At 74.8% G+C, this 13,599-nt stretch carries 13 protein-coding genes and 2 tRNA genes; 8 read left to right on the top strand and 7 right to left on the bottom strand.

Annotated elements, in window-relative coordinates; translation table 11 throughout:
* Positions 1-302: 302 nt before the first annotated feature.
* The 7 genes from RM590_RS20855 to RM590_RS20825 all read left to right on the top strand — a co-directional run bounded on the left by RM590_RS20855 (position 303) and on the right by RM590_RS20825 (position 4,631).
* Entirely contained in the window at positions 303-632 is a 330-nt protein-coding gene (locus RM590_RS20855; protein ID WP_311706166.1) for a histone-like nucleoid-structuring protein Lsr2, read from the top strand.
* An 88-nt stretch (positions 633-720) separates the two neighbouring features.
* A tRNA-Gly gene (locus tag RM590_RS20850) sits at positions 721-795 on the top strand.
* A gap of 41 nt (positions 796-836) precedes the next feature.
* Positions 837-909, top strand: a tRNA-Gly gene (locus RM590_RS20845).
* Between the two features lie 161 nt (positions 910-1,070).
* A complete protein-coding gene (locus RM590_RS20840) occupies positions 1,071-1,976 on the top strand; it encodes an ABC transporter ATP-binding protein (protein ID WP_394813923.1) in 906 nt (301 codons plus the stop codon).
* Positions 1,973-2,770, top strand: coding sequence for an ABC transporter permease (locus RM590_RS20835; protein WP_311706164.1), 798 nt, complete (start codon positions 1,973-1,975; stop codon positions 2,768-2,770). Before RM590_RS20840 ends, RM590_RS20835 begins: the two co-directional genes overlap by 4 nt.
* Positions 2,752-4,011 carry a sensor histidine kinase gene (locus RM590_RS20830; RefSeq protein ID WP_311706163.1) on the top strand — a complete coding sequence of 420 codons (1,260 nt, stop codon included), beginning with the start codon at positions 2,752-2,754 and terminating at the stop codon, positions 4,009-4,011. Before RM590_RS20835 ends, RM590_RS20830 begins: the two co-directional genes overlap by 19 nt.
* The gene (locus RM590_RS20825) at positions 4,008-4,631 is read left to right on the top strand and encodes a response regulator transcription factor (RefSeq protein ID WP_311706162.1); all 624 of its coding nucleotides are present in this window, start codon (positions 4,008-4,010) and stop codon (positions 4,629-4,631) included. Before RM590_RS20830 ends, RM590_RS20825 begins: the two co-directional genes overlap by 4 nt.
* A 223-nt stretch (positions 4,632-4,854) precedes the next feature.
* Here the strand turns inward: RM590_RS20825 and RM590_RS20820 are convergent, their stop codons facing one another.
* The 5 genes from RM590_RS20820 to purD form a co-directional block, all read right to left on the bottom strand.
* Positions 4,855-5,532: a nucleotidyltransferase domain-containing protein gene (locus RM590_RS20820; protein WP_311706161.1), complete on the bottom strand. Its 678-nt coding sequence runs from the start codon at positions 5,530-5,532 to the stop codon at positions 4,855-4,857.
* A 65-nt stretch (positions 5,533-5,597) separates the two neighbouring features.
* Positions 5,598-6,512, bottom strand: coding sequence for a phosphoribosylaminoimidazolesuccinocarboxamide synthase (locus tag RM590_RS20815; RefSeq protein ID WP_311706160.1), 915 nt, complete (start codon positions 6,510-6,512; stop codon positions 5,598-5,600).
* 92 nt (positions 6,513-6,604) lie between these two features.
* On the bottom strand, positions 6,605-8,137 hold the full coding sequence (locus RM590_RS20810) for a N,N-dimethylformamidase beta subunit family domain-containing protein (RefSeq protein ID WP_311706159.1): 1,533 nt from the start codon (positions 8,135-8,137) through the stop codon (positions 6,605-6,607).
* 159 nt (positions 8,138-8,296) lie between these two features.
* The gene (locus tag RM590_RS20805) at positions 8,297-9,829 is read right to left on the bottom strand and encodes a hypothetical protein (RefSeq protein ID WP_311706158.1); all 1,533 of its coding nucleotides are present in this window, start codon (positions 9,827-9,829) and stop codon (positions 8,297-8,299) included.
* 205 nt (positions 9,830-10,034) lie between these two features.
* Entirely contained in the window at positions 10,035-11,321 is a 1,287-nt protein-coding gene (purD, locus tag RM590_RS20800) for a phosphoribosylamine--glycine ligase (RefSeq protein WP_311706157.1), read from the bottom strand.
* A 237-nt stretch (positions 11,322-11,558) separates the two neighbouring features.
* Here purD and RM590_RS20795 point away from each other — a divergent pair, with 237 nt between their 5' ends.
* Entirely contained in the window at positions 11,559-12,185 is a 627-nt protein-coding gene (locus tag RM590_RS20795; RefSeq protein ID WP_394813918.1) for an SLATT domain-containing protein, read from the top strand.
* Positions 12,186-12,201: 16 nt separating this feature from the next.
* On the opposite strand, the gene RM590_RS20790 is transcribed toward RM590_RS20795, so the two are convergent.
* Both RM590_RS20790 and RM590_RS20785 read right to left on the bottom strand, forming a co-directional pair.
* Positions 12,202-12,852, bottom strand: a complete 651-nt coding sequence (locus tag RM590_RS20790) for a hypothetical protein (protein WP_311706156.1) — start codon at positions 12,850-12,852, stop codon at positions 12,202-12,204.
* 55 nt (positions 12,853-12,907) lie between these two features.
* Entirely contained in the window at positions 12,908-13,564 is a 657-nt protein-coding gene (locus RM590_RS20785; RefSeq protein WP_311706252.1) for a GntR family transcriptional regulator, read from the bottom strand.
* Positions 13,565-13,599: the final 35 nt, after the last annotated feature.

Here is a 13,599-nt window from a genome sequence, read left to right as displayed (position 1 = left end):
ACGCTGCACCGCTCAGCGTACCGGGCCGGGAAATCTACACGGGTAGATAAGGGCGCTTCGGTCACGTTAAGGTATCGAGGGCGGAAACCCCTGCAAGAAACGTGCCGGAAAAAGTAGGGTCCCCGGTGCGGGATGACGCATGGCGGAATTCCGCCCCTTCGCATTACCGCGCCGGGCGCAGTACAAATAAAAGAACCATACTCGCGAACTAGGGGAGCGCCGGCGTCGCTGCACGTGAATCAGCGGTGACCTGCCCGGGCACCGCCGCAGGACAGCGAGCCCTCCCGGAAGGACCGATATCCGTGGCACAGCGTGTAGTGGTCAGCCTCGCCGATGACATCGACGGCGGAGAAGCGTCGGAAACGGTCGCCTTCGGACTCGACGGGAAGACGTACGAGATCGACCTCAGCTCGCACAATGCGGAGAAGCTGCGGACCACCCTCGCGCCCTATGTGGAGGCCGGCCGGAAGCGGGCGCGGTCCGGGAAGACCTTCCACCACACCGCCGTGGCCCCCGACCCCAAGGCCGTGCGGGCGTGGGCGGAGTCCAACGGCTTCGGCGTGCCGGCCCGCGGCCGGATCCCGAAGAAGGTCTACGACGCCTTCAATGAGGCGCACGCGACTGTCCATTGAGCCGACTTGCCATGAACCCCGGTTGATCGGCTAGAGTCTGAAGCGCGCCGCGGGGCAGGGCCGAGAAGGCCGGAACCCCGGGAGCCGCGCGGGTGTAGTTCAGTAGCAGAACACCCTCTTTCCAAGAGGGAGGCGCAGTGTGCGATTCCTGTCACCCGCTCCAGCCACTGGCTCGGTCTCCGGATCGGGTATAGTGAGCGTCGTGCGGACGTGGCTCAGTTGGTAGAGCATCACCTTGCCAAGGTGAGGGTCGCGAGTTCGAATCTCGTCGTCCGCTCGGGAAAGAGGCCCGGTCCTGATGGACCGGGCCTCTTCGTTATGCAGCTCGCAGCGTCATCTCCCGCGCCCTTCGCGCTCGTTGACATTTGTCATCGCGCCGCGTGACAGCCCGCACTGCCACGTGGCCGGTGCCGCCGGGAGGCTGGGGGCATGGACACGATGATCGAGGCGCGCGGCGTGCGGCGGCGCTATGGAGGGGACGGGCCGGACGGCTTCGAGGCCGTCCGCGGCATCGACTTCTCGGTGGGCGACGGCGAGGTGTTCGCGCTGCTCGGGACGAACGGCGCGGGCAAGACATCCACGGTCGAACTGCTGGAGGGGCTCGCCACCCCCAGCGCCGGCGAGGTCCGGGTGCTGGGGCACGACCCGTTCACCGAGCGTGCGGCGGTGCGGCCGCACACCGGGGTGATGCTCCAGGAAGGCGGCTTCCCCAGCGACTTGACCGTGGCGGAGACGGCCCGCATGTGGGCGGGCTGCACCACGGGTGCCGGGCCGGTGGCCGAGGTCATCGACCTGGTGGGGCTCGGCGACCGGGCCGGGGTCCGGGTCAAGCAGCTCTCCGGGGGCGAACGGCGGCGGCTGGACCTGGCGCTCGCGCTGACCGGCCGGCCCCGGGTGCTCTTCCTGGACGAGCCGACGACCGGCCTGGACCCGCAGGCCCGGCAGGAGACCTGGCGGGTGGTGCGGCAGTTGCGGGACGAGGGCGTCACGGTCCTGCTGACCACGCACTACCTGGAGGAGGCCGAGGCGCTGTGTGACCGGCTGGCCATCATGAGCGAGGGCCGGATCGTCATGTCCGGCACCCCGGACGAGGTGATGGCGGCGCGGCCGGCGCGGATACGTTTCACGCTGCCCGAGGGGGTGGATCCGGCGCTGCTGCCGCTTCCGGAGCGGGTCGAGGTGCGGGGCCGGGAGGCGGAGGCGCACACGTCCGAGTTGCAGCGGACGCTGACCGGGCTGCTGGTGTGGGCGCGCGACGCGGGGGTGGAGCTGGCCGGGCTGGAGGCCCGGGCCGCCTCGCTGGAGGACGTCTTCCTGGCGGTGGCGCGGGAGGGGGCGCGATGAGCGGAACGTGGTCGCCGGCCCGGATCCCGGACGCCGGCGCGCGGCGGCGGATGCGGGCGCTGGGGCGGGCGGAGATGACGTTGCTGCTGCGCAACCGCACCGCGCTGTTCGTCGCGCTGCTGATGCCGGTGGGCATGGTGGGCATGTCCTGGTCGTCCTCGCGGGAGCTGGATCTCGCGGGCACCGGGCTCAGCCGGGGCGAGGCGGTGCTGACCGGCGGGGTCGGGCTGGTGCTGGTGATGGTCGTCTATCTGGGCCTGGTCCCGACCTATGTGGCGCGGCGCGAGGAGCGGGTGCTCAAGCGGCTCCGCACCGGGGAGCTGACGGACGCCGAGATCATGGCGGGGACCGCGCTGCCGGCGGCGGCGCTGGCGGTGGCCCAGTGCGTGGTGCTGGTGGCCTCGGGCTCGGTGGTGCTGGACGTGGCGGCGCCGCGGCAGGTGCCGTTGCTGATCGTGGGGCTGGTTATGGGCGTGGTGCTGCTGACGGCCTGCGCCGCGGCGACCGCCTCGTTCACGCGGACGGTGGAGAGCGCGCAGATCACCGGCCTGCCGCTGCTGATGGTCTCGGTCGTCGGCTCGGGGCTGTACGTCCCGCTGGAGGTGCTGCCGGACCGGGTGGCGGACGTCTGCCGACTACTGCCGCTGACGGCCGTGGTGGAGCTGATCAAGGGCGGCTGGCTGGGCGGTCTGGACGGGACCGGGCTGCTGCGGGCGCTGGGCCTGGCGGTGGCCTGGACGGCGCTGGCCGTGTTTGCTGTACGGCGGTGGTTCCGGTGGGAGCCACGGCACTGACCGGGGCGGCGGAAGGGGTCCTCGCGATGCGGGCGTTCGGCTGGCTGGAGACGTTCCGCCGGTCCAGTCAGCGCACGCGCGTCCATCAGTACTGCCGGTACACGCTCTACGGCCTCAGCGTGATGGAGGCCGGGCTGATCGCGGCGATCCTGGTGGCGGTGGCCGACGAGAGCGAGCTGTGGGCGCTGGCCGCGGTGGCGGTGCTCTCGCTGTGCCGCCCGGTGCTCGGGCTGCTGCTGACCCGGGCGGCGCTGCCGCACTATCTGGGCGACGAGCGGCGGCCGGTGCGGCTGCTGGCGGCGTTCTGCGCGGTGACCCTCGCGGGGATCGGGATGACGACGGCGGCGGTGGCCGCCGGGGCACTGCCAAACGGCGCCGTGTCGCTCGTGATCTACCTCGGCGCGTACTTCGCGGGCCCGGTGCTGCTGGCGCTGCCGCTGGCCCGGGGCAGCGGGCTGGCCGCGGTGCCGGCGGTGGCGAGCGCCGCCGCGGGGTTCGCGCTGCCGCTGCCGGGCGGCGTTCAGGTGTGGGCGGCCGTGGCGACGACGCTGACCGCGGCGGTGCTGGGCGGCGCCTACCGGGCCACGGGCTGGACGATGCGGGTGGTGGACCGGCTGGACGCGGCGCGGGAGACCGAGGCGCGGCTGGCGGTGGCGGAGGAGCGGCTGCGGTTCGGCCGGGATCTGCACGATGTGCTGGGGCGGAACCTGTCGGTGATCGCGCTGAAGAGCGAGCTGGCGGCGCAGCTCGCGCAGCGCGGCTCGGCGGCGGCGGTGGACCAGATGACGGAGGTGCAGCGGATCGCCCGGGAGTCGCAGCGCGAGATCCGGGAGGTGGTGCGCGGCTACCGGAAGGCGGATCTGCACGGCGAACTGGCCGGTGCGCGCGGGGTGTTGGAGGCAGCGGGCATCGCGTGCGGCATCGAGGACGCGGTCGGCGGGCTGCCCGCGCGGGTGCAGTCGGCGCTGGGCTGGGTGGTGCGGGAGGGCACGACGAACGTGCTGCGGCACGCGGAGGCGGCGCGTTGCACGGTGCGGCTGCGGCGGACGGCGAGCGGTGAGGCGGTGCTGGAGATGGAGAACGACGGGGTGCGGGCGGACGCCGCGCCGGGCGGGGACGGCACCGGCCTCGCGGGGCTGCGGGAGCGGCTGGCGGCGCTGGGCGGCTCGCTGAGCGCGGGGCCGGCGAGCGGTGGCACGTTCCGGCTGACCGCGCGGGTGCCGGCGGAGGGGGTCTCGTGAGCGGCGCGGCGGGCGGGATCCGGGTGCTGCTGGCCGACGACGAGCATCTGATCCGGGGCGCGCTGGCGGCGCTGCTGGCCCTGGAGGACGATCTGACGGTGGTGGCGGAGGCGGCCTCGGGGCCGGAGGCGCTGGCGATGGCCCGGGCGCACCGGCCGGACGTGGCCGTTCTCGACCTCCAGATGCCGGGCGCGGACGGGGTGTCGGTCGCCCGGGCGCTGCGGTCGGAGCTGCCGGGGTGCACGACGATGATCGTCACCGGGCACGGGCGGCCGGGCCATCTGAAACGGGCACTGGCGGCGGGGGTGCGCGGCTTTCTGCCGAAGACGGTGTCGGCCCAGCGGCTGGCGGAGATCATCCGCTCGGTGCACGCGGGCAACCGTTACGTCGATCCCGAGCTGGCCGCCGACGCGATCAGCGCGGGCGACTCGCCGCTGACGGCGCGCGAGGCGGAGCTGCTGGAGCTGGCCGCGGACGGCGCGCCGGTCACGGAGATCGCCGCGCGGGCGGCGCTGGCGCCGGGCACCGTGCGGAACTACCTCTCCTCGGCGGCGGCCAAGCTGGGCGCGGAGAACCGGCACGCGGCGGCGCGGATCGCGCGGCAGCGCGGCTGGATCTAGGGCCTGTATCGAGTTCCCGCCCGGGCCCGCGACGCCAGTCACGGCACCTCGCCGCTCCCCCAGACTCCGTCTGGGAGGTGCCCCCAGCCGAATCGCGCGAATACGGCCGGGTATGAGCTGCGATCCGGTGCCTTGCTGGGGGTACCTCCCAGGCCCCCAAGGGCCTGGGGGGGCACCGCGTCTGACGCCGCGGGCTGATCCGACCGGGAACTCGATACAGGCCCTAGGGACCTTCTCCGGAGAGGGAGCGGCGGCGGACCGAGTGCAGCCAGGACTCGACGCGGGCCGTGTCGGGATCGACGGGCAGCGGGCTGTCCGGCAGGGCCCGGTCCAGGCGGACGCCGAGGGCCTCCTGCCAGGCGGTGATCTCCGGCCAGGTCAGCTCGCCGCGGCGGACGGCCAGCAGCCGGTCGCGGTCGGGGCCCGTGTCGGTGGTCAGGGTGCCGGTCTCCAGCAGGGCGGCGCCCGCCGCCAGCAGGCGCAGCATGTGCGCCACCGGCTTCCAGCGGGGCTCGGCGTCCGCCCGGGCCCGGGCGAGCTGGCTCCTGGCGAAGGCGCCGTAGGTCCGGTGGACGCGGCGGGAGAGAAACGCGGGGGCCAGCTCGCGCAGTTCGGCGCCGAGCGGGGTGATGTGCTCGACCAGCGGGCTGTACAGGACCTCCAGCAGGTTCGGGTTCCCGGTGAGGGCCAGCATGGCGAACCGTTCGACCTCCCAACTGAACTGCTCCGGCTCGGGGCCGTCGAGGTGCGTGGGCGGCTTGGTCAGGCTCCAGAAGTCCTCGGTGGGCGCGACATAGACGCCGCGCCGGTCGGTGTCGGAGCCGGCGACGGCCAGTCCGAACGCGCGTGAGCCGACCACGACGGACAGGATGGTGTGCCGTTCGACCAGATGCCCCCACATGCCGTTCATCGTGGCCGGGCGCGGCGGCGCGGGGCCAGCCGTTTTCACCGCGCCCGGCGGGGGCCCTACTGCCAGGCGACGCCGGTGAGCAAACGGTACGCCTCGGTGTAACGGGCGCGGCTGGCGTCGACGATCTCCTCGGGGAGCGCGGGCGGCGGGGTGGCGGCGGTGGGGTCCCAGCCGGCGGCCGGGGAGGTCAGCCAGTCGCGGATGAACTGCTTGTCGTAGGACTCCTGGGGCCGGCCCGGCTGCCAGGTGTCCCGGGGCCAGAACCGGGACGAGTCGGGCGTGAGCACCTCGTCGGCCAGGATCAGCGGGTCGTCCGGGCCGGCGTCGGGGGCGCGGCCGAACTCGAACTTCGTGTCGGCCAGGATGATCCCCCGGTCCCGGGCGATGTCGCGGGCCCGGCCGTAGAGGGCGAGGGTGGCCTGGCGAAGCTGGGCCGCGGTGTCGGCGCCGACCTCGCGGGCGACCTCCTCGTAGCTGACGTTCTCGTCGTGGTCGCCGACGGCGGCCTTGGTCGCAGGCGTGAACAGGGGCGCGGGCAGCTCGGAGCCGTCGACCAGGCCGGGCGGCAGCGCGAGGCCGCAGACGGTGCGGTCCCGTTCGTACTCCTGCAGGCCGGAGCCGGTGAGGTAGCCGCGGGCGACGGCCTCGACGGGGATCATCGCCAGCGAGCGGCACACCATGACGCGGCCCGCCCAGTCGTCGGGGGCGCCGGGCGGCGGGTCGGTGGAGATGAGGTGGTTGGGCGCGAGGTCGGCCAACTGGTCGAACCACCACAGCGTCAGCCGGGTCAGGACGCGGCCCTTGTCCGGGATCTCCGTGGCCAGGACCCAGTCGAACGCGGACACGCGGTCGCTGGCGACGAGCACGAGGTCGCCCGACTCCGTCCGGTAGAGATCGCGGACCTTCCCGGTGTGCAGGTGCACCAGCCCCGGGACCTGGACCGGCTCGGGCTTCTCAACGAATCCTGGCACTGCGCCTCCTGGGCAACGTGGGTCGATGGGGCGGCGCCGTCCATTGTCCCGCAGGCGGCCCTCCCTTCCGGTACCGGGTGCACGCGGCGGGCTCAGTCGCGTTTGCAGATGCGGTCGAGCAGATTGGCCGTGGCCTTCTGGATGCGGGGATCGACGTGCCCGGGCCGGCCCAGCGCCGGGGACCAGGCGAACGTCCCCGAGGCGAACACCCAGGCGCCGCTCGGCGCGCGGTACAGCGACGTCTCCTGATGGCGGCGGGCACCCGACACGTCCCGGTACGGGGAGTGCGCGAGGAGGACGCGGCTGACCGAGTCGGGCAGCGGGGTGCGCGGGTAGTACCGGTCGGCCTCGCCCGCGACCAGGCCGGGCAGCTCGTCGCCCTCCCGGGCGCCGGTGGCCTCCCACAGCCAGTGGCCGGCGTTGCGCACGATCAGCGGATGCGGGCGGGGAACGCGGCCGGCGTACTGGATGCCGAGCAGCAACTGCTCGGGCCGGCCCTGCTCGCGCCACAGGGCGGGCCGGCCCGGGCCCTGGCGTTTGCGGCAGCTCAGCAGCCGGTCGCTGTCGCCGGAGGGCAGCGGCGCGAGCGTCACCTGCCAGTACATGGTGTTCGCGGAGAGGAACACCAGCGAGGTGCCGTTGTCCCGGGCGGTCTCCACGGCCTGCCGCATGGGCTCCGACCAGTACTCGTCGTGGCCGGAGAAGACCAGGCCGCGGTAGCGGGAGGCGTCGACGCGGCCGGCGTGCAGGTCGCGCGCGGTGGCGTAGGCCAGGTCGTAGCCGTAACGCTCGGCCCAGCGGATGAAGTCGTAGGCGTGCCCGGCGTGCAGCGGCAGCCCGGAGCCCGCGTAGGGGCGGTCGAAGCAGACGGTGATGGCCGCGTTCTGCTCGCCGAGCAGCCGGCCGCCGGTGTCCCAGGCGTGGTAGAGGCTGGCGCCGGCGCGGCCGTCCTCGGGGAACAGGTTGTACGCCTGCCAGGTGACGTCGGGCAGGACGAGCAGCAGGTCGGCCGGGTGGTCGTCGCGGATGGTGAACGGGACGTGCGAGCGGAACTCCCCGTCCGCGGTGGTCAGTACGGCGACATAGCAGCCCGGCAGCCAGTCGGGCGGCACCTGGAGCCGCCAGGACAGCCACCAGTGGTGGCAGGAGACGGTGCGGCCCGCGACGAGCGGCGGCGGCTGGCGGATGCCCATCAGCTTGGGGCTGCTCAGCAGCAGCTTGGCGCCCTCGCCGCCGAAGTGGCCGATGCGGTAGACGTCGATGGTGAACTCCCGCGGCGGGTCCACCGTGACGCGGAAGTCCAGCGTCGCGCCGGGCGCGGCCACGCCCTCCGTCACAAAGCCCTTGATCTGGCAGCCCACGTCGTCGGCCGCGCGCAGATTGACCGGCGGCCGGGCGGGACGCCGGGCGCTCGGGTGGGGGTACCTCCCTCCCCCAGACTCCTCCCCCGGACTCCGTCCGGGAGGTGCCCCCAGGGGGGACCCCCATGCGGGGGAAGCCGCGCCGGCGCGCGGTCCCTCGCCGGCCCGCTCCCAGGGCAGCGGGCCCTGGCCGAACGGATCGGAGACCGCGTGCGTGAGCGCGCCGGACTCCCAGCGCCGGACATGCTCCGTGCTCTCTCTCAAGCTCCCCTCCCTGCACCCCGGGCCGTGCCGGATCCCAGCACATCACAGCTGGCGAGCGAGGGGTCACCGCTCGTCACCGCGTCGTGTGGGGGTGATTGCCTGATATTGGCCCCGGGGGCGAAGTGTGTCGAGCCCTCGCGGGAGGGAATCGCCGCCCTCTCACACCAGCCGCACAGGCTTGTCCTCGCGGACCCCGGCGCCGGTGAGCCAGTCCCGCAGCGGGCCGGGGTCGCCGTCGTCCACCAGGCTGTGCACCGGCGCGAACAGGTCCTGGCGGCGGTGGCCGTCGGCGAGCAGCACCGGGCCGTCCAGCCAGTCCAGGCCGGGGGCGGCGCCGGTGGTGTCGGCGGCGGCGCAGCAGACCGCGGCGCAGACATGCTCGACGAGCACCTCCCGGTCGCTGCGCGGCGGCGCCGGGGGGAACGCCAGCGGCGCGCCGCCGGGCGGGCCGTCGTACCCCCCGGAGCAGGCGGCGTCCGCGCCGAGCCGGGCGGCCAGCGTCTCGGTGCTGTCGGCGACGGCGGCCTCGGCAAGGCGCTCCAGGGCGCAGGCCAGGGTCGGCGTCTCGGCGGCGTCCAGGACAGTGAACAGCCGGGCCGCGCGGTCGCGCCAGATCCGGTCCACGACCTCCTCCGGATAGGCCGCCCAGTCCACCGGCGCCCAGTCGGCGCGGCGGCCGGCCGGCCCCCCGTGGAAGAGGCGGGCGGCGAGCAGGGAGATCTCCTCGTCCACCGCGCCGGGCTCCTCCAGCAGATCGCAGGCGGGCCGCTCGCCGAGCCGGGCGGCGAAGCCGTCGGCGAGCCGGTCGCGGCGGGACAGCTCGGTGAGGGCGGCGACCACTCCGGCGTCCAGCCGCCGGGGCCAGCGGCCGATGCGCCAGGCCGGCATCGCGACGCGGGTGAGCAGCCGGTCCCAGCCCGCGTAGGCCAGCCCGACCTGCTCCTGGGCGGCGATCCGCAGACCCTGGTCGACGTCCTGGGCGCGCGCGGAGGCGGCGACGGCGACGCCGCGCTCCATCTCCGCGCCGTGCGCCGCCGAGACGCGCAGCAGCAGCCGGGCCACCCGGCCGGCGAAGGCCAGCAGGGGGTGACGCAGGGCCGAGACCCCGGCGGCCAGGCCGGCCGTCGCGTCCCAGGCGCGGACGCAGCGGCGGGCGGAGGCGATGTCGGGGTGGCCGGAGGGCCCGGTGCCGGCGACGACGGGCGCGAGCACCGCGCGCAGCTCGGCGACCCGCATCCACCACAGGAACGGCGAGCCGATGACCAGCACGGGGGCCGGGCGCCCTGCCGCGTCGGGGGCCGAGCCGGGCGGCTCCTCCAGCCAACTGTCGCAGTCGGGGGTGAGGGCGATGCCGCTGGGCGGCGGCACATCGAGGCAGTGGGCCAGGTCGCGTATCAGGCCGTGCAGGGCGGGCGCCGCCCGCTCGGGCACCTCGATGGTGGGCGTGACGGCGGGGCGGGCCCGGGCGATGAGCGCGCCGGTGGCGGCGGCCACGGCGGCGCAGACGCCCGCCAGGGCGGCCATCGGCCAGCGCAGCGCGCCGGCGGCCCCGGCGGCGCCCGCCGCGAAGAGCACGGCGGCGACGGCGGCGGGCAGCAGGGCGAGGGCCAGCGCGCTGTTGCGCACGCGGAGCACGGCCAGCGCGTGGTCGCGTGCGGAGAGTGCGGCGTTCCGCGCTGTGCGCTGCACCATGCCCCTGCCCTCCGCTGTCCGACGGCGCCCGGCCGGTCACCCGCCGTTGTGCCCACTGTCGCACCGGCGACCGACACCGCAACGCGCGGTGAGCCGATCGTCGTAGGACGCGCGGGTACCCCCGGAAGGACGGATGACACGGCCGAAGACGTTGCGCCGCACCCTAGTTGGGCGTGGGTGGCTCGTCAGTGAGTCACCGGATTCGTCACTCGATGGTGGGGCTTTGGGGAGAGGACGGAACCGAACCGGCCGCCTTCATCGCGATGTCGGTCCGGTGGTGCGAGCCGGCCAGCCGGACCCGGTCGACGGAGCGGTAGGCCAGCGCCCGCGCCTGCGCGAGATCCGGCCCGGTCGCCGTCACGGACAACACGCGCCCGCCCGCGCTGACCACGCGCCCCTCCGCGTCCCGGCGCGTGCCGGCGTGCAGCACATAGGCGCCCGGGCCGTCCTGCGCGGCGATCTCGTCCAGGCCCTCGATCGGGTCCCCGGCGCGCGGCGACTCGGGATAGCCCTCGGCGGCGATCACCACGGTGACGGCGGCGCCGTCGTCCCAGCGCAGCGGCGGGAACTGGGCCAGCTCGCCGGTCGCGGCGGCGTGCAGCAGCCCGGCCAGCGGCGTGCGCAGCCGGGCCAGCACGACCTGGGTCTCGGGGTCGCCGAACCGCGCGTTGAACTCGACCACGCGCACCCCGCGCGAGGTGAGCGCCAGCCCGGCGTAGAGCAGCCCGGAGAACGGGGTGCCGCGCCGCCGCATCTCCTCGACGGTGGGCACCAGAACGGTGTCCAGGACCTCCTCGGTCAGCTTCGGATCGGCCCAGGGCAGCGGCGAATAGGCGCCCATGCCACCGGTGTTGGGGCCGGCGTCGCCGTCGTGGGCGCGCTTGAAGTCCTGGGCGGGCTGGAGCGGGACGACGGTTTCGCCGTCGGTGACCGCGAACAGCGACACCTCCGGCCCGTCGAGGTACTCCTCGATGACGACGCGCTCGCACGACCGGGCGTGCGCGCGGGCGTGCGCCAGGTCCTCGGTGACGACGACGCCCTTGCCGGCCGCCAGGCCGTCGTCCTTCACGACGTACGGCGGGCCGAACGCGTCCAGCGCGGCGTCGGCCTCCCCCGGGGTCGTGCACACATACGCGCGGGCGGTGGGCACCCCCGCGGCGGCCATGATCTCCTTGGCGAACGCCTTGCTGCCCTCGATCTGGGCCGCCTGCCCCGACGGGCCGAAGACCGGGATGCCCGCGGCGCGCACGGCGTCCGCGACGCCGGCCACCAGCGGGGCCTCGGGCCCGACAACGACGAGCTCGGCGCGCAGCCGGCCGGCCAGCTCCGCGACCGCGGCGCCGTCCAGGGCGTCCACCGGGTGCGGGGTCGCCACCTGCGCCGTGCCGGCGTTGCCCGGGGCACAGTGCAGTTCGGTGACGGCGGGATCGCGGGCGAGCGCGTGGCACAGGGCGTGTTCGCGGGCACCGCCGCCGATGACAAGGATTCTCACGGGGCCCCAGCCTAACGGCGGCCGTCGCCGGCGCACTCTTTCGGGTGAGGGGGCGGCATGCCGGACACCTCACCGCCCGCTCCTTCTGGCCGGAAACGCGGCCGGTGTACCGGTCACCGCGCCCGGCGGCGGGCGGGTCCGGCCGGCCTGAAACACGGCTACAAAGGTGCCTCCCCGCCCGTCGTCGGGGTTCGTTTTGTGGATGTATGCCGTCGGGTCGTCGTTGGGAGTGCGAGGGTGAGCCAGCCGGAGATGCAGCCGGAGGGGGCGGACGGCGCCGATCGGCTGGCGCCGCTCTACGCCCGTGCCGAGGCCGAGGCGCTGCGCACCGCCGAGTGGTATCTGGCCGCCCGCGTGGGGAAACGGCGCGCCGCCCGGCTGCTGCGCTGCGGCGCGCTGCTCGGGGCGGCGGGCGGCGCGGTGCTGCCGCTGCTGGGCATCGACGGCCGGTGGGGCTGTCTGTCGCTGCTGGCCGCCGCGGCGTGCGTGGCCTGCGACCGGTATCTGGGGCTGACCTCGGGCTGGATGCGCGACGTGGCGACGGCGCAGGCGGTGCGGCGGCGGCTGGAGACGCTGCGGTACGACTGGGCGGCGGAGAGCATCCGGGACGGCGGCGAGGAGGAGGCCGCCGAGCGGCGGCTGGGGGTGCTGCGGCGGTTCTCGGAGGACGTGACGGAGCTGGTGCGGGTCGAGACGGCGGACTGGATGCGGGAGTTCGGCCCGTGCGGCACCACCGTCGCCGACCCGGCGCGGACGCCCGCGGCGCCGCCCGGCCCGCCGCCGCGCCGGCCCCGTTTCCCGGGCGAGCCGCAGCCCGGGATGCGCCCGACGATGCCGCGCCAGCGCCCGCCCGAGACGGCCTGAGGCAGCCTGAGGCAGGTCAGCTGAAAACGATCATCGAGCCCTGGGCCAGGCTGCGGGTGGCCGCCGCGTGCAGGCCGAGCCAGACGTGGCGCTCCCGGGCGAACGGCCCCTCGCCGTAGCCGGGGAGCGCGGCCGGCTCCTCCAGGCGGGTGGGGCGGGTCGGCGGGTCGGGCGCGGGGGGCGGGTTCAGCGGGTTGATGTCGAGCACCGGCGCCACCGCCTCCAGCTCGCGCAGCAGCCCGTGGCTGGAGCCCAGCGGCCCGCCGCCGGCCAGCAGCGACTCGTTGACCAGCGGGTGCGGGAAGTCCACCGGGACGTACGCGCCCGCGTGGTCGAAGTGCCAGACGAGGTGCGCCTGCTGCGCGCTGGTCTCGAACATCTCCAGGAGCTGCTGGTAGTCGCCGTCCAGCTCGTCGGCCGGGGTCACCGGGAGCCCGCTCAACTGGAGCAGGTAGGCGCGGCGCAGCAGATGCAGCGCGGCGTAGTCGAAGCCGGCGATCGGGGCGACCGTGCCGGACATGCCGGGGACGTAGCCGTAGACCGGCACCGGCGGCAGGCCGGCCTCGGCCAGGGCCCGGTCGTATTCGGCGAGCTCCTCGGCGAACGGGTTGTCGGGGCTGTGGCACAGCACATCGACGAGGGGGACGAGCCACAGGTCACAGGCCACGTAACGGCTCTCTCTCGGACGGGTGATGCGGCCAGCGTAGAGCCTCCAAGCCGACTCAGGCGTCGGCGAGTTGTGCGGCGAGCGCCAGGACGTGGGCGCGCTGGGCCGCGAGCAGGGCGGCGATCTCGGCGGTGTCGCGGCGCTCCACGGCGTCGGCGAGTTCGAGGTGGCCGGCCCACAGCCGGCCGGCCAGCCGGGTCTGGCGGCGCAGCAGGGGCACGGTGAAGGCCCAGCAGGCGACACGCAGCCGGTCCAGGAAGTCGCCGATGTGCGGGTTGCCGAGCAGCCCGTCCAGCTCGCGCCAGAAGCGCAGGTCATAGGCGATGAGGATGTCCAGGTCACCGGCGAGCGCGGCCTGCCGGGCGGCGGCGGCGCGGCGGCGGATGGAGGTGAACGCCTCCGGCATCACGCGCGGTGGGCTTAAGCCCGGCTCGCTGTGCAGGATGCCGTCCCTGACCAGCCGCTGGGCCTCGATCATGTGCCGGAAGTCGGCCAGGGAGAACCGTCTGATCCGGAAGCCGCGGTGCTGCTGGACCTCCAGCAGGCCCTGCGCGGAGAGATCGACCAGCGCCTCGCGCACCGGCGTGGCCGAAACGCCGTACTGCTCGGCTATTTCCCGCACGGTGAACTCCCCGCCGGGGGCGAGCCGTCCGGCCAGGATCTCTTCGCGCAGCGCGTCGGCGAGCTGCTCGCGCAAGGTGCTCCGTTGAATCACGGCGGTCCAGCCTAGCCCCACCCATTTGACAG

It is taken from the genome of Streptomyces litchfieldiae (assembly GCF_031845365.1).
Taxonomy (GTDB): Bacteria; Actinomycetota; Actinomycetes; order Streptomycetales; family Streptomycetaceae; genus Streptomyces; species Streptomyces litchfieldiae.
Note: the sequence above shows the minus strand (reverse complement) of the source record. Positions and strands in the feature narration are given on the sequence as shown.